Origin of the sequence: Sphingomonas sp., assembly GCF_048595155.1 — a bacterium.
Classification (GTDB): Bacteria; Pseudomonadota; Alphaproteobacteria; order Sphingomonadales; family Sphingomonadaceae; genus Sphingomonas_I.
This window is the reverse complement of sequence record NZ_JBMDXN010000047.1, coordinates 103,078-123,691: the sequence shown is the minus strand read 5'-3', so window position 1 is coordinate 123,691 and position 20,614 is coordinate 103,078. Positions and strand designations below refer to the sequence as shown.

Sequence of the window (20,614 nt, the reverse complement as noted above, 5' to 3'; positions counted from 1 at the left end):
TTGACCTCTCTGCTCCGGCGGACGATGCAAGCCGCATCGGCGTGAGGGTCAAAGCCTATGATGGTCGTTGATACGGAACTGAAGCCTAGCGGCATTCATGGGATCGGCATCTTCCTGTTACAGCCGGTCCGCAAAGGCGACCTGATCTGGCAATATGATAGCCGCGTCGATCGCGTCTATACCGACGCGGAAATGGCCAGCCTGCCACGTCAGATGCAGGATTATCTCCGGACCTATTCCACCTGGCATGCGCCGACCGGCCTGTGGGTGCTGTGCGGCGACAATGGCCGCCACTTCAACCATTCGGACACGCCCAATACGATATCGGACGGGATTGCGTTCGGCCGCGATTTCGCTGCGGACGACCTACCTGCCGGTACGGAGCTGACGTCGGACTATCGTACGATCTGCGACAATGTCCGCACCAATGGACTGGCCTTTTAGCCGAACAGGCCCAACCGCTCGACTTCGGCAAGGTTTCCCCCGATCAGCCGATCGCCAATGTCGAGGCGATAGCGCGCCTGCGGCACGACGATCCGCCCGGCGCGGGCATAGGCCTCTGCCTTGGCTGCTGCGATGGTGTCGGCAACCGCGGTGACGACCAACGTCCAGCCATAAAGTCCGCTGGTAACCCATTGGCCGGCAGCGAGCCCGACTTCGCCCGGATGCAGGTGACGTTGGTCCGTCGCGTCGAAGGTTGGATCGAGCAGGATCGGCAGGCCGATCGGCGCTGCGACCTGATGGCGCGAGTAAGGAAAGGGTGGCGTCGTCATGACGATGCCGACGCAGAAGCCTGGGCGATGCGGAAAGCTCGCGCCAGACCCGTCGACCATTGATCGAAGCAGCGCGCCCCAAGAGATGGCCTGCAACGGCTCCAGCACGGCAAAGCCCGGATAACCGAAGCGGCAGGTGAATTCGAGCGGCCAGATCCCCGCATCATTCACGATCAGGTTGAGGTTGATATAGCCGATGTGGCCGCGGCCCCACAGGACAGGCTCCAGCTTGGCCAGCGTCCGATCGAACATCAGCCCGGTGCGATCATAGGTCGCGACCGTCCCCATCTCTCCCGTGAGCTCGCCCATGTCGCCGGCGAAGAAGCGCTTATGCTCCCAGTCGAGGCAGGCGGGACGGAGAAAACGGCTGCCGTCGAAATAGGCGCCCACCCCCATCTCCACACCTTCGACATGGTCCATCAGGATGAAGCGCACACCATCCCGGCTTTCGCGCTTGGCGGCGAGCATGGCCCGTACATCGCGGCCGTCGGCAGACTGCCCGACATAGGTATCGTCGGCCCCATGATCGGCGCCGCTGAACTTCAATACATAGCGTGCCGGATGGGCGAGCAGGAACGCGTCCGCCGCAGCCGCATCGGTGAATTCCCAGCTGCGGGCGGTGGAGAAGCCGAGATCGGCGAGGAGCCGCTGGGCAAAGGCGCGGTCATTTTCCAGCCGGTCGCCGAAAGCGCTGCCGCCGACGACCTGAAACCCGTCGCGCCGTAATTCATCCTGCAGCGCCCCAAACCCTTCGGACACGCTCTCGAACAGGATGATGCCGTCGCGGCCGGCGGCGCGGATCCAGGCGAGCTCTTCCCGCCAGTCATCGACCTGATCGACCATGCCTGCCAGCGTGCCCGTGGCCAGCGGTTCGCAGATGGCGACGCGCACGTCATGACCTTCCTCCCGTAGCCGCACATAAAGGGCCGAGAGGTCGCAAGTCTCCGTAACTCCCAGAAAGCGCATGATTTATCCTGCCACCGCTGCTTGCGTGATGATGCGCCGTACGGCAATCGCGCGCCATGGAAATTGAAACTGCCGTCCGCCCGGACGAAACGGACACGGCCCTGCTCGACCTGCTCCGCCAGTTGCACCAGCAAGGCTATCGATTCGTAACGCCGACCCCGGCCACCCATGCCCGGGTGATCGCGCGTGCGGATCGAACGATGGCAAGGTCGATCGAGGATGCGCTGGGCTGGAGCCTCCCGTTCGCGCGTGACACCCTGCCGCAGCCTCTGCTGACCTACCTGGACGCGGCGGGCATGATCGAACGGACGGCGGAGGGCTGGCGCAGCCGTGTGCGCGTATCCACCCTGCACGACACGCTTTATCTCCATTCGGCTTATCCCACGGACGCGCAGGATGCGGTTTTCTTTGGGCCGGACAGCTATCGTTTCGCCGATTTGATTGCGCGGGAACTGCATGCGGAGCCCGTACAGACGGATGCGCATATTGTGGATATCGGCACGGGTGCCGGGGTGGGCGCGATCGTGGCGTCACAATGCAGCCCGCAGGCGCGCGTTACGATGACGGACATCAATTCCCAAGCGCTGCGGCTCGCGCGCATCAATGCACGGGCCGCCAATGTTCGGATCGACGCCATGGAGACGCCCGGCATCGAGGGCGTGGAAGGCGACATCGACGTCGCCATGATCAATCCGCCCTATATCATCGACGAGGATGCGCGGACCTATCGCGACGGCGGCGGCATGCATGGCGCTCAGCTGTCGCTGGACCTGACCGATGCCGCCTTGGGGCGGCTTCGCCCGGGGGGCCGCGTCATCCTGTATACCGGGAGCGCGATCGTGCGAGGTCAGGATCGGCTGCAGACAGCGCTGGCGCAGCGCGCCGCCCACCGTGGCTGCCGGCTGCGCTATCGCGAGCTGGATCCGGATGTGTTCGGCGAAGAGCTGGAAAAGCCAGCCTATGCCGATGTTGATCGGATCGCGCTGGTCGCGGCGATCCTTACCGCAGCGGGCAGATGATCGCCGATCAATCCTGGAGGAAAGCGAATCCCATCCGGCCAATCTGCTGGATATAGGCGGACATATTCTCGGCGGCAGAATCGGACAGATCGATGAAGATCCGCCGGCCGTCCAGCGGATCGGCGGTGCGGACGAAAATACCTTCGTCGGTCAGCCGCTTAATCCAGCGCAGCGCGGTCGTGGGCGGAACAGCCGCGGCGATGCACAGGCTGGACACGGCAACCGGCCGTTGTTCCAACCGGGCGTGCAATAGATCGATCAGCATATCCCAGGCAGGATCGGCGAAGAGATCGGCGTTGAAGAATTGCTCCCGCATGCGGCGGGCCCGGATGATGCCACGAATCGTGGACAACATTTCCGCACGTGCAGTATCGCGACGATCGGGCTGGGCACGACGATCCGGCTGATGCCGCCGTTCGAGAATATTGGGGGGCGGTTCGCTCGCCTTCGGCGCCGACAGCTTGGCCAGCGCCCGTGCGATCCGATCGACCTCTGCGCTCAGTTGACGCAGCTGAGGCGAACCTTCGTCCGTCGGCTCGCTCATCGGCGATTGTCGTTCGATGCGACCGGCGATGGTCGCGCTATCACGCCCCCTAGCAACATAAGGACCGCTTAGCGGCACTTTTGGCCGGCGCGCTAGCCATTATCGCCAAAGCGGACATATCCGATGCGTTCCTGGCTAAGGAGGATCAGACCGGATCATCCGCTTTGGTTCGATATCGCTAATTCAGCACTGTTCTTTTTGACATCGATAACAGTGTCAAGTCATTCATAGACCGCACGCAGATCGTTCGGCGCGCCGCCGCCGCCCACCAGACGATCGGCCGCGATCGCGGTTGAACCTGCCTGCAGCGCCAAAGCCGCGCCGCCGATGATCGCTTGCAGGATGACGCTGAAAAATCCCCATGCCGAGAAGGGGCTGCCATATTGGGCCGCTTGCCATTCAGCGATGCGCAACGCGGCCGCCGGATCGTTCGGGTTCGCCATGTCGCTGAACAGCGACCCCATCTGCACGGTGAAGACCAGGCCATAGACGAAGCAGAGGATCAGACCGATGATCACATAGGCGCCGAACAGCGGCCAGAAGGCGCCCCGGGTAAGCGACCAAGCCGATCCGATCGCGATCTTGCGACGCAGGATGGTCAGCGGGCCAAATACGGACAGGCGAACGCCGACCCAGATGCTTGCCACCAGCAGCGCCAATCCCAGCAACACACCGATCGCAAGACCTGCAGAGAGGCCGGCGGCCTGCCCGACAATTCCGCCAATGAAGCCGATGATCACGGCCAGGATCAGGAACACCAGATACCCGCCGACCATGATGATCAGGACGGCCGCCAGAAGCCGCAGTTCGTCCATGCCGAGACGCAGATAGGCGAAGCTACGCTCCTCGGGACGCATCACTGCGCGAAACACGGCCGCCCACAGGACGGTGATCAGGAGTATGAACAGCAGGCCGATCAGCACGAACGATCCGATCGCAGGCGCCGGCGAGATCCCGTTCTGCAGGGCCTGCAATCGTGCTACGTAGATGGGCCCCATGAAAAGGGCGCCGGAGAGGAGCGAGGCCACAAACAGGATGGCCGTCCAGATCGCCACCGCTTTCCATTCCCTTCGAACAAAGGCGAAGGTGCCATTTAAAATCGCGCCTGCTGATACCATTCATGCCTCCTGTAAGGACCCGTTCCCCTGGGCCGTTTCAATGTGCCAACGCCTTCACGATCTCCTCGACCATCTTCTTGGCGTCGGCGAGCAGCATCATAGTGTTGTCGCGGTAAAAAAGTTCATTATCGACCCCGGCATATCCAACGCCGCCCATGCTGCGCTTGATGAAAAGGACGGTTTTCGCCTTTTCGACATCCAGTACCGGCATGCCGTAAATGGGTGAACTACGGTCGGTTTTCGCCGCAGGATTGGTGACGTCGTTGGCGCCGATGACGAAGGCGACGTCGGTCTGCGCAAATTCAGAATTGATGTCCTCCAGCTCGAATACCTCGTCATAAGGCACGTTCGCTTCGGCGAGCAGCACGTTCATATGACCTGGCATGCGCCCTGCGACCGGATGGATGGCATACTTCACGGTAACGCCCTGCGCCTTCAACTGATCCGCCATCTCCCGCAGCGCATGCTGGGCCTGGGCCACGGCCATGCCATAGCCGGGCACGATGATCACCTGTTCCGCCTGGCTCATCAGGAAGGCCGCATCTTCGGCCGAGCCGCGCTTCCACGGACGATCGATCGCCGCAGCGCCGGCCGCACCACCGGCCTCCCCACCAAAGCCCCCGGCGATGACGGAGAGGAAGCTGCGGTTCATCGCACGGCACATGATGTAGGAGAGGATTGCACCGGAGGAGCCGACCAGTGCCCCGGTGATGATCATCGCGCTGTTATGCAGCGTGAAGCCCATCGCCGCGGCGGCCCAGCCGGAATAGCTGTTCAGCATCGACACCACGACTGGCATGTCGGCACCGCCGATGGGGATGATGAGCAGGAAGCCGATAACGAAGCTGAGCAGCGTGATCGTGAAGAAGATCCATGGCGACTGGTCCGCCAGGAAATAGGCGATCAGGCCAAGGATCGCCGCCAGCACGCCCAGGTTGATGACATGGCGCGCCGGCAGCATGATCGGCTTGCCCGACAGATTGCCGTTCAGTTTCAGGAACGCGATCACCGAACCGGAAAAGGTGATCGCGCCGATCGCAACGCCCAATCCCATCTCGATGCGGCTGACATGGTGGATCAGCCCGTCGGCGTCGGCGATGCCGAACGCCTGGGGATTGAGATAGGCAGCACAGGCGACCAGCACGGCCGCAAGCCCGACCAGTGAGTGGAAGGCGGCGACCAGTTGGGGCATCGCCGTCATTGCGATCCGGCGTGCGATGAGGAAGCCGGCGCCGCCGCCGATCAGGATCGCCACGGCAATTTCCCACAGCGAACCGCCATGGTGCGTGATCAGCGTGGTGCCGACCGCCAGCGCCATGCCGAACATGCCGAAACGATTGCCGCGGCGGCTGCTGGTCGGACTGGACAGGCCCCGCAGCGCGAGGATGAAGCAGACCCCGGCCACGAGATACGCGAGCATCGCCCAGGGGTTTACCGCCTGCTCCATCTGCTTCCCTTCACTCCCCTGCCGCGCCCGCCTTATTTGGCGACCGCCGGCCGATCCTTTTTCTTGTACATGGCAAGCATGCGCGCGGTGACCGCGAAGCCCCCGAAGATGTTGACGCTCGCCAGCGCGACCGCGATCAGGCCCAACCACTTGGAGACAGCATGACCGGCGCCGGACGGCGCGGGTGCCGCTGATACGGCGACATGCCTCTGCTCGGTAAGGGTGCCCGTCGGCGCGATATCCTTGTCCTTGATCATCGCGTGGTCCGGCACGGTTCTGGCGACGGGGGCGGACGCTGGGACGGGCGCGCGGCCGATCGGCAAGATGCCGGCGGCGCTCGCGATCAGGGCGCCGACGATAATGACGGAGGAGATGGCGTTGGTAACCGCCATCAGCGGCGTGTGCAGCGCGGGCGTGACCGACCAGACAACATAATAACCGACGAAGCAGGCGAGGACGAAAATCGACAGGATCGAGATGAAGTCCATGCGGGCGCGTCCTTCGTTCAGCTCAACAGGCGGGCATTCACCACTTTGCCGCCCCGGGTCAGGCGAACGGCATCCCCGATCTCGTCATCGAGCACGGGCAGGCCGCCATCCTTGTTCCAGAAAGCGGACAGGAAATTGAACAGGTTGCGGGCGAACAGCGCGGAAGCGTCCGCCGCCAGCCGTGACGGCACGTTGCGATGGCCGACAATGCGCACACCATGGCGTTCCACGATCTCGCCAAGCTGCGCGCCTTCGACATTGCCACCTTGTTCGACCGCCAGATCGACGATCACGCTGCCCGGGCGCATAGCGGCAATCTGTGCATCGCTGATCAGGCGAGGCGCGGGCCGCCCTGGAATCAGCGCGGTGGTGATGACGATATCCTGCTTGGCGATGTGGCTGGAGACGAGTTCCGCCTGCGCCTTTTGATATTCCGGCGACATTTCGGCCGCATAGCCGCCCGACCCCTCACCCTCGATCCCCGCGACATTCTCGACGAAGACCGGTTTGGCGCCCAGCGACAGGATCTGCTCCTTCGTCGCGGAGCGCACGTCGGTCGCGGACACCTGTGCCCCGAGGCGCCGTGCGGTGGCGATGGCCTGCAGCCCGGCCACGCCCACCCCCATCACGAACAGGCGTGCGGCCGATACGGTGCCGGCGGCCGTCATCATCATCGGGAAGGCGCGACCATATTCGGATGCCGCATCGAGCACGGCCTTGTAGCCCGCGAGGTTCGACTGGGACGACAATATGTCCATCGACTGCGCCCGCGTGATGCGCGGCATGAATTCCATCGCGAGCGCTTCATAGCCCGCGGCGGCATAGACATCGATCCGGGCGCGATCGCCGAACGGGTTGAGCCCCGCCACGATCCACGCACCATCCTTCACGCCCGCCAGCGCTGCCGGATCGGGACCTTGGACGCCCAAGACGATGTCGGCGCCCGCCAGCACGGCAGCGCGATCCGCGACGGATGCGCCTGCATCGGCAAAAGCCTGATCGGACAGAGACGCGGCTTCGCCTGCCCCTCCCTCGACCGCGACTTCGGCGCCCAGCCCCAGGAATTTCTTGATCGTCTCCGGCGTGGCGGCGACGCGCTTTTCCCCGTCCGCTGTTTCTTTCAAAACCGCGAGACGGATGGCCATGCGATCAGTGGCGCGTAATCAGGAAGATGACGAAGAAAGCGACGAGGAAACAGGCGATCGCGCCGTACTTAAACAGGCCAATGAAGCGCGAATAAGCCCGCTCGTGTGCGGGAAGATCGATAGGTGCGCCGCTTTCGGCCATCTGTTCGTCCCCATGATTGACGTCTGTCCGCCGTGTTAGCGGCACGCCGTACCGGCCTCAAGCGGAGAGTATCCACCGATCACCCAGAGGGCGAGTCTTTTACGCAACACCCACAACCCGTAGAGGATCCCGGGCGCAGCGGACTCCCACATCCTGTGGATAACTTTTTACCACCCCCGCTTCCGGCGGGTCCAGCCGAGCCGACGGTGCGCCGACATGGGCTTGACCGCGGACTCCCCGCACCGCCATCAGGCAGGCTTCGTTCGAGATTCCGGGGGTTGGTTGGGTGGGTGCGCTAAGGCCGATACGAAAGGCGGAACTGCGCCCCTCCCTGGCGCTGCTGCCGCTCGACACGATCCTGACCGGGGACTGCGTGGCCGAAATGGCCAAGCTGCCCGACAAATGCATCGACATGATCTTTGCCGATCCGCCCTATAATCTGCAGCTGGGCGGTGACCTCCACCGGCCGGAAGGCGGCCGCGTCGACGCGGTGATGGATCATTGGGATCGGTTCGATAGCTTCGACGCTTATGATCGCTTCACCCGCGCCTGGCTGGAACAGGCGCGCCGCATCCTGAAGGATGACGGGACTTTGTGGGTGATCGGCAGCTATCACAACATCTTCCGCGTCGGCGCCGCGGTGCAGGATGCGGGCTTCTGGATCCTGAACGACATCATCTGGCGCAAGGCCAATCCCATGCCCAATTTCAAGGGCACGCGTTTCACCAACGCGCATGAGACGATGATCTGGTGCTCCAAGAGCGAGAAGGCGCGCTACACCTTCAATTATCGCGCGATGAAGGGGCTCAACGACGACGTCCAGATGCGGTCCGACTGGAGCCTGCCCATCTGTGGCGGCTCGGAACGGCTGAAGGACGATGACGGGCACAAGACGCATCCGACGCAAAAGCCTGAAGCTTTGCTGTATCGGGTGATGCTGGCCGCCAGCAAACCGGGTGACATCGTGCTCGATCCGTTTTTCGGCACCGGCACCACCGGCGCTGTCGCGCGTCGACTGCGCCGTCGCTGGATCGGCATCGATCGCGAAACCAAATATGTCGATGCGGCCCGCGCGCGCATCGCCTCCACCCTGCCGCTGGATGAGAGCGCGATGGTGGGCGTGCCCGAAAAGGCGGCGACTCCGCGCGTGGCGTTCGGCCTGCTGGTGGAAAGCGGCCTGATCACGCCGGGCACCGTCCTGACCGATGCCAAGCGGCGCTGGCAGGCAGAGGTAAAGGCGGACGGCTCGCTTTTATGCGGCACCCAGGGCGGGTCGATCCATCGTCTGGGATCGACGCTGCAAAATGCGCCGTCCTGCAACGGCTGGACCTTCTGGCATATCGAGCAAAGCGGCAACCTCGTGCCGATCGACGCCCTGCGCCAACAGCATCTGGCGGGGCTTTCCCTCTAAGCCAGGGCCATGGCGATGCGGACCCGGCTGAGCATCTGCCGCAGGAAGGCGCGCTTCGCATCGGAGGAAGAGGCAGTGCAGGCGGCACGCGGCGCCAGCGTGGTGCTGAGAAGCTATCGCTGCGATCGGTGCGGGCGCTATCACCTCACCAGCCGCACCAAGGGCAAGCGGCCAATCCTGCCAGATCCTAACCTGCGATAGGCAATTTCAGGGGAACAGCCAAACATTCCAATGGGTTACCCCATCTCAAGAAGAGATGGAGATGAACATGGCCCAGAAAGGCGCAGGCGGTAATCCCGGAGCGGTCACCAAGAAAGGCGGCGATGGCGCCAGCGGCAGCACCGGCACAGGCCGGGGCGGCGGCGGCAAAAGTGGAACAGCGGCAAGAAGGGCTGACACGCCCGCGCGGCGACGCGATCTCAGTAGCCGGCGGTCTTGAGCTGCTGCCGTAAGTTCTGAAGCGCGCTCTGAGACACCGGGGCGAGTTCGCGCGCAGGCTTGCCCCGGCGCAGGCGCGCGCGATCACGCTCGCTGGGCTCGACCCGGCGCACGCGCACCGCCGCGACGCCCATCCCCTTGATTCCCAGCTGCGTCGCCGCCCCCCGAGACAGATCGATGATGCGCGGCCCACGTACGAACGGCCCGCGATCATTCACGCGCACGATGATCCGCCGCCCGGTGGCCAGCGACGTCACCTCGACATAGGTCGGCAACGGCAGGGTGGTGTGGGCGGCGGTGATCCAATCAGGTCGAAAGCGCTCCCCGTTGGCGGTGTGCCGGCCGGATTCCGCGCCATACCAGCTGGCATAGCCCAGCATGTCATAGCTGGGATCGGGCGCTGGAACGAAGGTGGTGCCCCGGACCGAATAGGGCGCGCCGATCCGCACCGGCGTATCGCTGACGGGGCGGAAATTGCCGCCGGAACAGGCTGCCAGCATCAGCAGGATCAGAGCTGCGCCCCATGATCGCGCCTTGGGCCACATCCTCATGGCTTCGATCCTAGACCGGCGCGCGATCGGGATAAAGGCGCTGCACGACGACGCTCACTCCCGGCGTCGCTCTTGCCACACCCCCCATCGTGCGAGAAGGTTGGCCGAAAGCTGCCTTCGGCCGAACAGGGATCGCCATGCCATATCATGTTCGCCACCATGAAACCCACGCCATCACCCATATCGGCTGGCTGCGCGCGGCGGTGCTGGGCGCGAATGACGGCATCCTGTCCACCGCCAGCCTGATCGTCGGCGTCGCCAGCGCATCGTCCGAACCGCGCGCGATGCTGATCGCGGGCAGCGCCGGCCTGGTCGCGGGCGCGCTGTCGATGGCGGCGGGGGAATATGTCAGCGTCAGTTCGCAGGCCGATCTGGAGCAGGCGGATCTGCGGCGGGAAGCCCGCGAGCTGCATGAGGATCCGGTCGGCGAACATCGCGAGCTGACCGGCATCTACGTGAAGCGGGGCCTGGAGCCGCAGCTGGCGGGCAAGGTCGCGACCCAGCTGATGGATCATGACGCGCTGGGCGCCCATGCGCGCGATGAGCTGGGCCTGTCCAAGCATAATGCCGCCCGGCCGGTGCAGGCCGCGCTTGCCTCTGCCGCCTCCTTCGCGGTCGGTGCCGCTATTCCCCTCGGCGTAGCGGCGATTTCGCCGTTCCGCCATGTGGCGGTCGCGGTGATCCTGGTGTCGCTGGCGATGCTGGGCGCGCTCGGCGCGATTGCGGCCCGTACCGGGCGAGCGCCGATCGTGCCGGCCGTGCTGCGCGTCCTGATCCTGGGCGCGGCGGCGATGATGATCACGATCGGGCTGGGGCGATTACTGGGCACCACCGCATGAGCGTGGCGGAGAGCCGCGTCTATCTGCGCCCGACCGGCTTCGTCGACGTGCCAGCGTCCGGGGCGCTGCGGCTCGCCGGCGGATTGACCTGGTTCAGCGCGGTCGAGCTGATCGTCGTGGAGGGCAGTCGGCGGGTGCGCCAGACGCTGGTTCCGGTCACGGCGCTCTCCGACGCCGCGGACGGACTGCCGCCCGCTCTGGCAGATCAGGCAAAAGCCACGCTTGCCCGCCTCACCGCACCGCGCACGCCGTTCATGCTCGGCACGACAGAGCTAGCCTTCGATCGGCCGGAGGTGATGGGCATCCTCAACGTCACGCCCGACAGTTTCTCCGATGGCGGCAGCGGCGGCGATCCGCTGGCCCGTGCCGATGCGATGCGCGCGGCGGGCGCGGCCCTGATCGACGTGGGCGGCGAATCCACCCGGCCGGGCGCACAGCTCGTTCCGGTCGAGGAGGAAATCGCCCGCGTGGCACCGGTGGTGGCACAGCTGCATCGCGCCGGTGCGGCCATCTCGGTCGACACGCGCAAGGCCGATGTCATGGCCGCCGCGCTGGATGCGGGGGCGGGGCTGATCAACGATGTGTCGGCGATGACCTGGGATCACGGCGCCATGGCCCTGGTGGCCGCACGCGGCTGCCCGGTGGTGTTGATGCATCATCAGGGCGCGCCGGAGACGATGCAGCAGGATCCGCGCTACGACGATGTCCTGATCGACGTCTATGACTGGCTGGCCGCGCGGATCGACGCCGCCGTCGCCGCGGGGATCGATCGGTCCCGTATAATGATCGATCCGGGCATCGGCTTCGGGAAGACGCTGAGCCACAATCTCGCTTTGTTGAACGGCCTATCGCTGTTTCATGGGCTGGGCTGCCCGATCCTGCTGGGGGTCAGCCGCAAGCGATCGATCGCGGCCTTGTCGGGCGGCGCGCCGGTCGATCAGAGGCTGGGTGGTTCGGTTGCGCTGGCCGTATTCGGCATCGCGCAGGGCGTACAACTGCTACGCGTTCACGACGTCTTCGAAACCGTCCAGGCGGTGCGCGTCTGGTGCGGGCTGCGCGACGAGGCCCTCGCCACCGTTTAGCGTCGCAAACAGATCGCCGAACGAGCTGCGATGATGACGGGTATGGCCATGTTCGATGATCGCCTTGCGATGCACCTGCGTGCCGTAGCCGGAGTTAGCCTCCCAGCAATAATGGCTATGGCGCCGACCCAATTTGACCATCAGCCGATCGCGCAACACCTTGGCAAGGATGGAGGCCGCCGCGATCTGCGGCACCTTGCCGTCGCCCTTCACCACAGCCTTGGCATCGCCGGACAGGCCACGCGGGACATCGATCCCGTCGATCCGCACCGGCGCGTCAATCTCCAGTCGGGTCACCGCCTGGGTCATCGCCTGTAGCGTCGCGTTCCGGATATTGTAGAGATCGATATAGCGCGCCGATCGTGCCGCGAACGAAACCCGGCTGACCCGCGCGATCACCGGATATAATTCCTCCCGCTCGGCGCGGTCGATGCGCTTGCTGTCGTCCAGCCGGCCAAGCACGCCCTTGGGCAGCGCCTCCGGCTCGAACCACACCGCGCACACCACCACCGGTCCGCACAAGGCACCGCGCCCGACCTCGTCACAGCCGATCACCGGCGGGAACAGGCTGGCGCGCTTGCGGAAGAAGGGGCGGTTCACGGCCACGCCGTCATTATGCCGCAGCGGAATCGCCTCGTCACGCCCCTTTGGGCTACAATCCCCACGATCCACGGCTTGCACGCGCCAGCGCCCCGGCGCAGACAACCCTTCATGATAGAGCAGCCCACCCCCGATCACCGCCGCGCCCAGCGCATTGCCAAGGCGTCGCTCGGGGTCGGGCTGGGGCTGTTCGCGGTCTGGCTGAGTGCCACCTTCATTCCCGCCTTGCTGTGGGCGGCGATCATCGCGATTGCGATCGACCCGCTCTACGCGCGCGCCGAAAGCCGCTGGCCGGCGGGCCGCCGCGTGTGGTTGCCCACCATCGCGACCCTTCTGATCGCGTTGCTGGTGCTGGCGCCCCTGACGATCGGCGTGGTCGAGGCGGCACGGGAGGCGCGCACCTTGCTCCATTGGCTGGCCGATGCGCGCGCCAACGGCCTGGCCGAGCCGGAATGGGTCAGCAAGCTGCCGTTCGCGAATGAGATTTCGGGCTGGTGGCAGGACAATCTCGCCACACCGGAAGGAACGGCCCTGCAATGGGATCGGGTGCGCGGATCGTTTCTGGACGGCAATTCGGAACTGGTCGGGCGCAACCTGCTCCACCGCAGCGTCGTCTTCACCTTCACGCTGGTCGCCTTGTTCTTCCTGCTGCGCGAGCGCGACGGTTTCATCGCGCAGCTGCAGATTGCGGGTAAGCGCATGTTCGGCGACAGCGGCGACCGCATCGGCACCCAGCTGGTACGCTCGGTGCGCGGAACGATCGACGGTCTCGTCCTGGTGGGCATTGGCGAGGGCGCGGTAATGGCGGTCTTCTACCTGATCGCCGGGGTCCCCCATCCGCTGCTGCTGGGCCTGTTGACCGCGGTGGCGGCGATGATCCCGTTCGGTGCCGCGGTGCTGTTCGCCATCGCCGCGCTGATGCTGGTCGGCCAGGGCGCGGTCGGCTGGGCGATCGCGATCATCATCATCGGCCTGGTGGTGGTCGGTATCGCCGATCATTTCGTGCGGCCCTATCTGATCGGCGGATCGACCCGGCTGCCCTTCTTGTGGGTACTGATCGGCATCCTCGGCGGGGTCGAGAGCCTGGGCCTGCTCGGTCTGTTCGTCGGGCCGGCGGTCATGGCGATGCTGATCCTGTTGTGGCGCGATTATATCGCCGGCGCGAACCGCATCGCAGAGACGCCGACGGCCGCCGTCAATTAGCCGCCTTCAGGCAGGGTGCGGGAAATAGGCCCGGCCAAGACCATGGCCCATCGGACCGTGCCCGGCACCAAGGCCAGGTGCCGCCAGCAACGCCGCCCGAACATAGTCGCGCGCTGCCGCTACCGCATCGATTAGCGGACGGCCCGCGCCCAGCCCCGTGGCGATCGCGCTGGAGAGCGTGCAGCCGGTACCATGGCTGTGCCGCGTTTCGATCTTGCTGCCCGACCAGCGGGTGATCGCGCCGTCAGCCTCGATCAGCAGGTCCACCACCTCCGCACCGGCCATATGTCCGCCCTTGGCGAGGATGGCGCAGCGATGGCGCGCCGCTAGCGCCTGGCCCGCCTTTGCCATTCCCGCTTCATCTTCAACCGGGAGGCCGCTCAGGACCGCCAGCTCCGGCATGTTCGGCGTGATCAGGGTCGCGATCTCGAACAACGCGGGCATGGCCGCAGCGGTGCCCTCGGCATTAAGCGCGGCACCGCTGGTGGCGACCATGACCGGATCGACCACGATCGGCACGTTCGTTGCGCGCAGCATGTCGCGGACGGCAAGGACGATCTCGCCCGTGGCGAGCATGCCGATCTTGACGGCATCGACACCCAGATCGTCCGATACGGCACGTACCTGCGCCGCGATCTCCTCGATCGGAATGGCGAAGACTGATTGAACGCCCAGGCTGTTCTGCGCGGTGATGGCGGTAATGGCGGTCATGGCATGACCGCCCAGCATGGTGATCGTCTTGATATCCGCCTGGATGCCCGCGCCACCACCGGAATCCGATCCGGCGATCGCCAGAATGCGGGGGATCATCAGGCGGCCTTGCGCACCGCGTCGCAGATCCGATCGACCACCGCACCAACCAGCGCCTCATCCTCGCCTTCCGCCATCACGCGGATCAGCGGCTCCGTGCCCGACTTGCGGATGACGAGGCGGCCAGTGCCTTCCAGCTCCTTTTCCGCGCCGGCGATGACGGCCTTCACCTTGTCGTCCTCCAGCGGCTGACCCCCGGTGAAGCGGACATTCTTCAACAGCTGCGGCAGCGGATCGAACAGCTTCAGCAACTCGCTCGCCGGGCGACCCTGCGTCACCAATTCAGCCAGCACCTGCAGCGCCGCGATCAAGCCGTCCCCGGTCGTCGCATGATCGGCCAGCACGATATGCCCCGATTGCTCACCGCCGATATTATAGCCGCCCGCCCGCATCGCCTCGACGACATAGCGATCGCCCACCGGCGTCCGGTGCAGCGCAATGCCCTGGCCCCATAAGAAGCGTTCGAGTCCCAGGTTCGACATGATCGTCGCGACGATGCCGTCACCCTTCAACGTCTGCGTGCGCGCGGCCGATGTCGCGATCAACGCCATCAACTGGTCCCCGTCGACGATCTGGCCTTTCTCATCCACCACGATCAGGCGATCGGCGTCGCCGTCCAGCGCGATGCCGATATCGGCGCGTGTTTCGATCACCTTGGCTTGCAGCGCGGCCGGCGCGGTCGATCCGACCTTGTCGTTGATGTTGGTCCCGTTGGGCGTGACCCCGATCTGGATCAGATCCGCGCCCAATTCCCACAAGGAATCCGGCGCGACCTTGTACGCGGCTCCGTTCGCGCAGTCGATCACCACGCGCAGTCCGTCCAGGCGGAGTCGATCCGGAAAGGTGGATTTGGCGATGCTGATATAGCGGCCCTGCGCGTCATCCACGCGCCGCGCGCGGCCGATCTGCTCGGCCGCGGCCAGCTTCGGCGGTGCCTCGATCGCGCGCTCGATCTTGGCTTCGGCCTCGTCCGACAATTTATAGCCATCGGGCCCGAACAGCTTGATGCCGTTATCGGAGAAAGGATTGTGGCTGGCGGAGACCATCACCCCCAGGTCGGCGCGCATCGATTTGGTCAGCATCGCCACGGCCGGCGTCGGCATCGGCCCGACCAGCACCACGTCCATGCCGACCGACGTGAAGCCCGCCGTCAGCGCGCTTTCCATCATGTAGCCGGACAAGCGCGTATCCTTGCCAATCAGCACGCGATGGCGATGCGTACCGCGCAGGAAGAAAGCCCCCGCCGCCTGGCCGACCCGCATGGCGATCTCGGCCGTCATCGGGTCCTGATTGGTGCGGCCGCGGATGCCGTCCGTTCCGAAATATTTGCGCGTCATTCCTGCTATGCCTTTTGTATAGCTCTTCTTCTTATCGCGAAGAGGCCGCCCGACGCAAAAGCTGCGTCTCCGCCGGACGGCCTCGCGCATGCGGCCTTATCGCTCATAGGCTTTCGGCAAGGCGCCTTCCTGCGGGGTGAGGTAGCGGTCGCGCAGGCGGGTCTGGCGGTTGGTCAGCGGTTGCTGGACGCCGTCGATCCACACCGCCACCGGCGCCGATGACAATTCCAGCGGATCGCCATCCCACAGCACCACGTCGGCGCGACGGCCGGGCCGCAGCGAGCCGATTTCGCCGTCCATGCCGATCGCGGCGGCCGGGCCTGAGGTGACGGTGGCGAAGGCCGCGCCCCAATCCAGCCCGGTCATGCCCGGCACGCGCGTGATCGCCACGAGATTGCCGGCATATTGGCGGACGTTGCGCTGCCCCCCCTCGGTCGACACGTCCACGGTCGAAATGGCGACGGGAACGCCTGCTTTAACCAGGCGGCCCACATTGGATTCGGTCGCAGCCGCGCGTTCGAACGCAGCCGGCAGATCCGCCAGCCCCGCCGCGATCACCGGCACCCGCGCCGCCGCGATCCGGGGCGCGACCATCCAGCCTTCACTTGCGCCCAGCAGCACCAGCTTCATCGCCGGGTAGGTCTGCTTGAGGGACAGCACCTGCAGGATGTCGCTCGCCCGTTCGGCATGGACGATCAGCGGGACACGGCCGTCGATCACCGGCAGCAAGGCCGCGGCATCGGTGCGCGTGATCAGCGACTCCTTGCTGCGGCCCCATTCGCCGCCCCGCGCTAGGTCTTTCGCCTGCGCGAGCGCATCGTGGAGCATGACATAGGCCGCCGGGCGACTGCCGACCTTGCCCGCGCCATCCTCACCCAGCTCGGCATATTGGAAGGCACGCGCGCGGGTGACCGGGGCATCGTCGGCGCCCAGATCGATCACCGCGCCCTGGCCCGCGAACAGCGAATTGCCGGCTTCGGGTGCGACCAGCGCGCGGGTCACGCCGCCGGCGCGATCGATCGCGATCGATTGGTTGGTCGGGTTGATCGCGGCCGACACGTCGATCGCGGCATTGAAGACCGATTTGCCGGCGCCGGCGTCATAGGTTTCGTCAATGCCTTCGCCGTCGACGATGCCTTCATTGCTGAAGGCCGCGACAAGACCCGCTGCAACCCATTTGCCGCTGGCATCGATCACACGCGCGCCTGCCGGAACGGCGATATTCGCACCGGCGCCGACAACGCGGCCGTCCCGGATGACGACAGTGCCGTTGGGAATAGGCTGCGAACCATCGCCGATCGCGACGGTGCCGCCGGTCAGGGCAATCGTCTCGGCCGATACGGGGAGCGCGATCAGCGCGGCGGCGCAGAGCAAAAGACGCTTCACTTCACGTCTCCTTCGCCAGGCTGGCCGAGCTCGAAATCCGATACCGGTCTGCGTTTGGGGTCATGCGCATCGTAGAGCAAAGCCCCGTCGATCCAGACCTTGTCGGGCCGGGTATAGACGCTCAGCGGATTGCCGTTCCACAGAACCAGATCCGCCATCTTCCCCGGCTTCAGGCTGCCGGTGCGATCGGCGATGCCCAGCGCCTTGGCCGGATTGTAGCTCAGCCATTCCCACGCCACTTCGTCCGGGATCATGATGCCGGCGCGGCGGCCGGCGGCCTGTGCCTTGGCGACTTCCTGATTGAGGCGCTGGATGCCATTTTCGTCGTCCGAATGGATCATCGCGCAGGTGCCCGTCTTCTGCAGGATGGCGAGGTTTTCCGGAATGCCGTCATAGCTTTCCATCTTGAAGCCATACCAATCCGCCCACACCACCGCGCAGACGTCATTGGCCTTCAGCAGATCGGCGATCTTGTAGGCTTCCACCCCATGGTGAAATGCGGTGACGTGATAGCCAAACTCCTTGGCCATATCGATCACGTTGGCCATCTCGTCGGCGCGATAGCAGTGATTGTGCACCAGGATCTTGCCGTCCAGCACGCCGGCCAACGTATCCATGCCGAGGTCGCGGCCAGGCGCATCACCGCCATCTTTCTCATATTTATCCCAGCGGCGCTTATATTCCACCGCCTGCTGCCACGTCGCGCGATCGACCGCGATATTGCCCATCCGCGTCGACGGCGCGCGACCCTTGGCGCCATAGACGCGCTTGGGATTCTCACCGCACGCCATCTTCAGGCCGTAGGGCGCACCGGGGAATTTCATTGCCTGCGTGGTGCGCGCATAGACATTCTTCAGCACGACCGATCGGCCGCCCATCAGGTTGGCGGAGCCCGGCAGGATCTGCAGCGTGGTGACGCCGCCATTGGCGAGCGCGCGGCTGAAGCCCGGATCCTGCGGCCATACGCTATGTTCGGCCCAGACTTCCGGCGTGGTCGGGCTGGTCATCTCATTGCCGTCGGACAGCGCCTTGACGCTGGGCGAGGGGTAGACGCCCAGATGGCTGTGAATGTCGATCACGCCGGGCGTCACCCATTTGCCGGTCCCGTCGATCACCGTGGCACCCGCCGGCGCGGCGACATCCTTGCCCACCGCGCTGATCTTGCCGTCGGCAAACAGTACCGAACCGCCATCGATCCGGCCGCCCTCGCCGTCATAGATGGTGACGTTGGTCACCAGCGTCGGGGCGCCGGGATAGGCATGATAGGTCGACGGGTAGGGATCCGTCGTCCACGGCTCCGCCACACGATCCCGGTTGCTGTTGCTCGCCGACGCGCTGCGTGGCTTCGCATCCGGCTGGCTGGCGCAGCCGGCCAGAAGCAAGGCGGCAGTGAAGAAAGCGAGCTTATTGGACACCATGCATCCACTTCCTGATCAGCGGGGAGAGTGCGAGAAGGACGACGCCGATCAGCGCCGAGGCCCAGCCGATCGTCCAGAAGACGTTGGTATAGGTGTTCAGGCTGACCTGCAGGTTGGTGACCTGCCCGCCGACGGTTTCGACGCTGGCGACCTGGGCGACGATGCCGGCGACATATTGCGCGACCGAGATCGACAGGAACCACAGGCCCATCATCATGCCGACGATGCGCACGATCGAGAGCTTGGTCACCATCGATAGCCCGACCGGGGAGATACAGAGCTCGGCGACCGAGTGGATCAGGTAGAGGCCCGCCAGCCACCAGATCGCGACCTTGAAGGTCGGCCCGACCATCGATGCGCCCCATACCAGAAACAGGAAGCCGGCACCAACCAGGATCAGCGCCACCGCGAACTTGACCGGAACCGACGGCTCCAGATTGCGCCGTGCGAGCGCATTCCACAGCAGGCTCATGATCGGCGCGCAGATGATGATGAAGGCGGCGTTGAAGAATTGCGTCTGCCCCGCGCTGATGCGGAACAGGCCGAACACATACAGATCGGTGTTGCGGTCGGCGAACAGGGTCAGCGACGATCCGGCCTGTTCGAACAGCGTCCAGAAGACGACGTTGAACACGATCATCACCATCGCCGCGAGCATCATCTGGAACTCGCGCTTGTCACCCACCCTGGCCGACCAGATCAGGATTGCGGGCACGGCGATGATGAAGGTGCCGAACAGCATCTTCCCCATCAAGGACAGCGACGCGATATAGCCGATGATGCCGGAACCCGGCACCTGCGGCTCGGCATTCATCAGGTTGACGTAGAGAAAATAGAAGATCGGCACGACGCACAGCGCGCCGATATAGATCGGGATGGCGCGGTTCGGCCCATCGCGGACCGGCGGATCGCCATAGCCTTTCAGCTTGCCGCCATCGAACTGGATCAGGCTCCACGAAAAGGCCATGCCGATCGCGGCAAGACCGAAGCCGGCCCACCAGCCGACCGTATCCGCCAGCAGCGGGCAGAGCAGCTGGGAGAAGAAGGAGCCGAGGTTGATGCCCATGTAGAAGATGGTGAAGCCGGTATCGCGTCGTCGGTCGCCGACCGCGTACAATTCGCCCACCATGGTCGAGATGTTCGGCTTGAAGAAGCCATTGCCGACCGAGATCATGCTGAGCGCAGTCAACAGGATCATGACGTAGAAGGGATTACGCTCGCCGCCCGGAACAAGGCCGCCCTTGGGCAAGGACCGCGCCACGGTCGCGCCATCCATCAGCGCGATCGAGCCATCCTCATTGCCCTTGATCCGCAGCAATTTGCCATGATCGACCAGGAACTGGGTTTCCTCGCCGGCGACGGTCTCGATCTGCACCTCGTAACGCTGGCCCTCGATCGTGGCATAGGGCTTGGCGGCCGGGCCGCCGAAGCACAGCACGAAATAGCCGCACGACATCAGGATCGCGCCGAACTTCACCGCGCGTTTGAAGCCCAGATATTGGTCGGCAAGATAGCCGCCGATCAGCGGCGTCAGGTAAACGAGCGCGGTGTAGCCGCCATAAAGGCCGGTCGCCTCGCGGTCGCCGAACACGAAATGCTTGGTCAGATACAGCGTGAGCAGCGCCCGCATGCCGTAAAAGCCGAACCGTTCCCACATCTCGGTCGTGAACAGGCGCGCGAGTTGGCGGGGGTGCCCGAACCAGGTTTTCTCATCAGCGGGATTGATATGGCTGATATCCGGCTCGACGGGCGAGGCTTCGGTGGGGGTCTCCATGCGGGCCTTTCAGAAGGTACATGCGCTCATTTGGCGCGATTGCGGCGGAGACTAGCTTGGAAATTGCGCGTGGGAAGAAGATTGTTGCGCACCGCCCGGGCTGATACCCAGCCGCCATGCCCC

20 protein-coding genes and 2 pseudogenes are annotated in these 20,614 nt (G+C 64.9%); 7 read left to right on the top strand and 15 right to left on the bottom strand.

Going from position 1 to position 20,614, the window contains the following annotated elements:
• Positions 1 to 57 precede the first annotated feature (57 nt).
• The gene (locus ACOJSI_RS07870; RefSeq protein WP_420137712.1) at positions 58 to 444 is read left to right on the top strand and encodes an SET domain-containing protein; all 387 of its coding nucleotides are present in this window, start codon (positions 58 to 60) and stop codon (positions 442 to 444) included.
• On the opposite strand, the gene ACOJSI_RS07865 is transcribed toward ACOJSI_RS07870, so the two are convergent.
• On the bottom strand, positions 441 to 1,739 hold the full coding sequence (locus ACOJSI_RS07865; protein ID WP_420137711.1) for a hypothetical protein: 1,299 nt from the start codon (positions 1,737 to 1,739) through the stop codon (positions 441 to 443). The two genes, ACOJSI_RS07870 and ACOJSI_RS07865, sit on opposite strands and share 4 nt — an antisense overlap.
• A 56-nt stretch (positions 1,740 to 1,795) precedes the next feature.
• Here ACOJSI_RS07865 and ACOJSI_RS07860 point away from each other — a divergent pair, with 56 nt between their 5' ends.
• Positions 1,796 to 2,758: a methyltransferase gene (locus ACOJSI_RS07860; protein ID WP_420137710.1), complete on the top strand. Its 963-nt coding sequence runs from the start codon at positions 1,796 to 1,798 to the stop codon at positions 2,756 to 2,758.
• 7 nt (positions 2,759 to 2,765) lie between these two features.
• Here the strand turns inward: ACOJSI_RS07860 and ACOJSI_RS07855 are convergent, their stop codons facing one another.
• From ACOJSI_RS07855 to ACOJSI_RS07825, 7 genes and pseudogenes are all read right to left on the bottom strand, one after another.
• Positions 2,766 to 3,302 (bottom strand): hypothetical protein, encoded by a 537-nt coding sequence (locus ACOJSI_RS07855; RefSeq protein WP_420137709.1) that lies wholly within the window; start codon positions 3,300 to 3,302, stop codon positions 2,766 to 2,768.
• 221 nt (positions 3,303 to 3,523) lie between these two features.
• Positions 3,524 to 4,357 (bottom strand): hypothetical protein, encoded by an 834-nt coding sequence (locus tag ACOJSI_RS07850; protein ID WP_420137708.1) that lies wholly within the window; start codon positions 4,355 to 4,357, stop codon positions 3,524 to 3,526.
• 100 nt (positions 4,358 to 4,457) lie between these two features.
• Positions 4,458 to 5,867 (bottom strand): NAD(P)(+) transhydrogenase (Re/Si-specific) subunit beta, encoded by a 1,410-nt coding sequence (locus tag ACOJSI_RS07845; RefSeq protein ID WP_420137707.1) that lies wholly within the window; start codon positions 5,865 to 5,867, stop codon positions 4,458 to 4,460.
• A 32-nt stretch (positions 5,868 to 5,899) separates the two neighbouring features.
• A pseudogene (locus ACOJSI_RS07840) lies at positions 5,900 to 6,037 on the bottom strand (proton-translocating transhydrogenase family protein); the annotation flags it as partial.
• 159 nt (positions 6,038 to 6,196) lie between these two features.
• Positions 6,197 to 6,355: pseudogene (locus ACOJSI_RS07835) on the bottom strand (proton-translocating transhydrogenase family protein); the annotation flags it as partial.
• Between the two features lie 17 nt (positions 6,356 to 6,372).
• On the bottom strand, positions 6,373 to 7,494 hold the full coding sequence (locus tag ACOJSI_RS07830) for an NAD(P) transhydrogenase subunit alpha (protein WP_420137772.1): 1,122 nt from the start codon (positions 7,492 to 7,494) through the stop codon (positions 6,373 to 6,375).
• A gap of 10 nt (positions 7,495 to 7,504) precedes the next feature.
• Complete coding sequence (locus ACOJSI_RS07825; protein ID WP_420137706.1) at positions 7,505 to 7,642, bottom strand: aa3-type cytochrome c oxidase subunit IV; 138 nt, start codon at positions 7,640 to 7,642, stop codon at positions 7,505 to 7,507.
• A 286-nt stretch (positions 7,643 to 7,928) separates the two neighbouring features.
• On the opposite strand from ACOJSI_RS07825, the gene ACOJSI_RS07820 reads away from it, so the two are divergent.
• Both ACOJSI_RS07820 and ACOJSI_RS07815 read left to right on the top strand, forming a co-directional pair.
• Positions 7,929 to 9,053, top strand: coding sequence for a site-specific DNA-methyltransferase (locus ACOJSI_RS07820; protein WP_420137705.1), 1,125 nt, complete (start codon positions 7,929 to 7,931; stop codon positions 9,051 to 9,053).
• A gap of 9 nt (positions 9,054 to 9,062) precedes the next feature.
• Positions 9,063 to 9,254, top strand: coding sequence for a hypothetical protein (locus tag ACOJSI_RS07815; RefSeq protein WP_420137704.1), 192 nt, complete (start codon positions 9,063 to 9,065; stop codon positions 9,252 to 9,254).
• Between the two features lie 218 nt (positions 9,255 to 9,472).
• On the opposite strand, the gene ACOJSI_RS07810 is transcribed toward ACOJSI_RS07815, so the two are convergent.
• Entirely contained in the window at positions 9,473 to 10,042 is a 570-nt protein-coding gene (locus ACOJSI_RS07810) for a septal ring lytic transglycosylase RlpA family protein (protein ID WP_420137703.1), read from the bottom strand.
• A 137-nt stretch (positions 10,043 to 10,179) separates the two neighbouring features.
• Between ACOJSI_RS07810 and ACOJSI_RS07805 the strand changes: the two genes are divergently transcribed.
• Together ACOJSI_RS07805 and folP are read left to right on the top strand one after the other, a co-directional pair.
• A complete protein-coding gene (locus tag ACOJSI_RS07805; protein WP_420137702.1) occupies positions 10,180 to 10,881 on the top strand; it encodes a VIT1/CCC1 transporter family protein in 702 nt (233 codons plus the stop codon).
• Positions 10,878 to 11,963: a dihydropteroate synthase gene (gene folP, locus ACOJSI_RS07800; protein ID WP_420137701.1), complete on the top strand. Its 1,086-nt coding sequence runs from the start codon at positions 10,878 to 10,880 to the stop codon at positions 11,961 to 11,963. Before ACOJSI_RS07805 ends, folP begins: the two co-directional genes overlap by 4 nt.
• On the opposite strand, the gene ACOJSI_RS07795 is transcribed toward folP, so the two are convergent.
• Entirely contained in the window at positions 11,880 to 12,644 is a 765-nt protein-coding gene (locus ACOJSI_RS07795) for a ribonuclease HII (protein ID WP_420137700.1), read from the bottom strand. The genes folP and ACOJSI_RS07795 overlap by 84 nt on opposite strands.
• 30 nt (positions 12,645 to 12,674) lie before the next feature.
• Between ACOJSI_RS07795 and ACOJSI_RS07790 the strand changes: the two genes are divergently transcribed.
• Positions 12,675 to 13,766 (top strand): AI-2E family transporter, encoded by a 1,092-nt coding sequence (locus tag ACOJSI_RS07790; RefSeq protein WP_420137699.1) that lies wholly within the window; start codon positions 12,675 to 12,677, stop codon positions 13,764 to 13,766.
• 6 nt (positions 13,767 to 13,772) lie between these two features.
• Here ACOJSI_RS07790 and thiD read toward each other — a convergent pair whose 3' ends face one another.
• The 5 genes from thiD to ACOJSI_RS07765 form a co-directional block, all read right to left on the bottom strand.
• Complete coding sequence (gene thiD, locus ACOJSI_RS07785) at positions 13,773 to 14,576, bottom strand: bifunctional hydroxymethylpyrimidine kinase/phosphomethylpyrimidine kinase (protein ID WP_420137698.1); 804 nt, start codon at positions 14,574 to 14,576, stop codon at positions 13,773 to 13,775.
• A complete protein-coding gene (glmM, locus tag ACOJSI_RS07780) occupies positions 14,576 to 15,913 on the bottom strand; it encodes a phosphoglucosamine mutase (RefSeq protein ID WP_420137697.1) in 1,338 nt (445 codons plus the stop codon). Before glmM ends, thiD begins: the two co-directional genes overlap by 1 nt.
• A gap of 96 nt (positions 15,914 to 16,009) precedes the next feature.
• Positions 16,010 to 17,299 carry an amidohydrolase family protein gene (locus ACOJSI_RS07775; RefSeq protein WP_420137696.1) on the bottom strand — a complete coding sequence of 430 codons (1,290 nt, stop codon included), beginning with the start codon at positions 17,297 to 17,299 and terminating at the stop codon, positions 16,010 to 16,012.
• Positions 17,296 to 18,717 carry an amidohydrolase gene (locus tag ACOJSI_RS07770; protein ID WP_420137695.1) on the bottom strand — a complete coding sequence of 474 codons (1,422 nt, stop codon included), beginning with the start codon at positions 18,715 to 18,717 and terminating at the stop codon, positions 17,296 to 17,298. The genes ACOJSI_RS07775 and ACOJSI_RS07770 overlap by 4 nt, the downstream gene beginning before the upstream one ends.
• The gene (locus tag ACOJSI_RS07765; protein WP_420137694.1) at positions 18,704 to 20,491 is read right to left on the bottom strand and encodes a peptide MFS transporter; all 1,788 of its coding nucleotides are present in this window, start codon (positions 20,489 to 20,491) and stop codon (positions 18,704 to 18,706) included. The genes ACOJSI_RS07770 and ACOJSI_RS07765 overlap by 14 nt, the downstream gene beginning before the upstream one ends.
• Positions 20,492 to 20,614: the final 123 nt, after the last annotated feature.

Excerpts from the sequence above, each read along its gene's own strand:
- ACOJSI_RS07870 (WP_420137712.1), top strand. The coding sequence starts at position 58 with ATGATGGTCGTTGATACGGAACTGAAGCCTAGCGGCATTCATGGGATC.
- ACOJSI_RS07865 (WP_420137711.1), bottom strand. The coding sequence starts at position 1,739 with ATGCGCTTTCTGGGAGTTACGGAGACTTGCGACCTCTCGGCCCTTTAT.
- ACOJSI_RS07860 (WP_420137710.1), top strand. The coding sequence starts at position 1,796 with ATGGAAATTGAAACTGCCGTCCGCCCGGACGAAACGGACACGGCCCTG.
- ACOJSI_RS07855 (WP_420137709.1), bottom strand. The coding sequence starts at position 3,302 with ATGAGCGAGCCGACGGACGAAGGTTCGCCTCAGCTGCGTCAACTGAGC.
- ACOJSI_RS07845 (WP_420137707.1), bottom strand. The coding sequence starts at position 5,867 with ATGGAGCAGGCGGTAAACCCCTGGGCGATGCTCGCGTATCTCGTGGCC.
- ACOJSI_RS07825 (WP_420137706.1), bottom strand. The coding sequence starts at position 7,642 with ATGGCCGAAAGCGGCGCACCTATCGATCTTCCCGCACACGAGCGGGCT.
- ACOJSI_RS07815 (WP_420137704.1), top strand. The coding sequence starts at position 9,063 with ATGGCGATGCGGACCCGGCTGAGCATCTGCCGCAGGAAGGCGCGCTTC.
- ACOJSI_RS07810 (WP_420137703.1), bottom strand. The coding sequence starts at position 10,042 with ATGAGGATGTGGCCCAAGGCGCGATCATGGGGCGCAGCTCTGATCCTG.
- ACOJSI_RS07805 (WP_420137702.1), top strand. The coding sequence starts at position 10,180 with ATGCCATATCATGTTCGCCACCATGAAACCCACGCCATCACCCATATC.
- folP (WP_420137701.1), top strand. The coding sequence starts at position 10,878 with ATGAGCGTGGCGGAGAGCCGCGTCTATCTGCGCCCGACCGGCTTCGTC.
- ACOJSI_RS07790 (WP_420137699.1), top strand. The coding sequence starts at position 12,675 with ATGATAGAGCAGCCCACCCCCGATCACCGCCGCGCCCAGCGCATTGCC.
- thiD (WP_420137698.1), bottom strand. The coding sequence starts at position 14,576 with ATGATCCCCCGCATTCTGGCGATCGCCGGATCGGATTCCGGTGGTGGC.
- glmM (WP_420137697.1), bottom strand. The coding sequence starts at position 15,913 with ATGACGCGCAAATATTTCGGAACGGACGGCATCCGCGGCCGCACCAAT.
- ACOJSI_RS07770 (WP_420137695.1), bottom strand. The coding sequence starts at position 18,717 with ATGGTGTCCAATAAGCTCGCTTTCTTCACTGCCGCCTTGCTTCTGGCC.
- ACOJSI_RS07765 (WP_420137694.1), bottom strand. The coding sequence starts at position 20,491 with ATGGAGACCCCCACCGAAGCCTCGCCCGTCGAGCCGGATATCAGCCAT.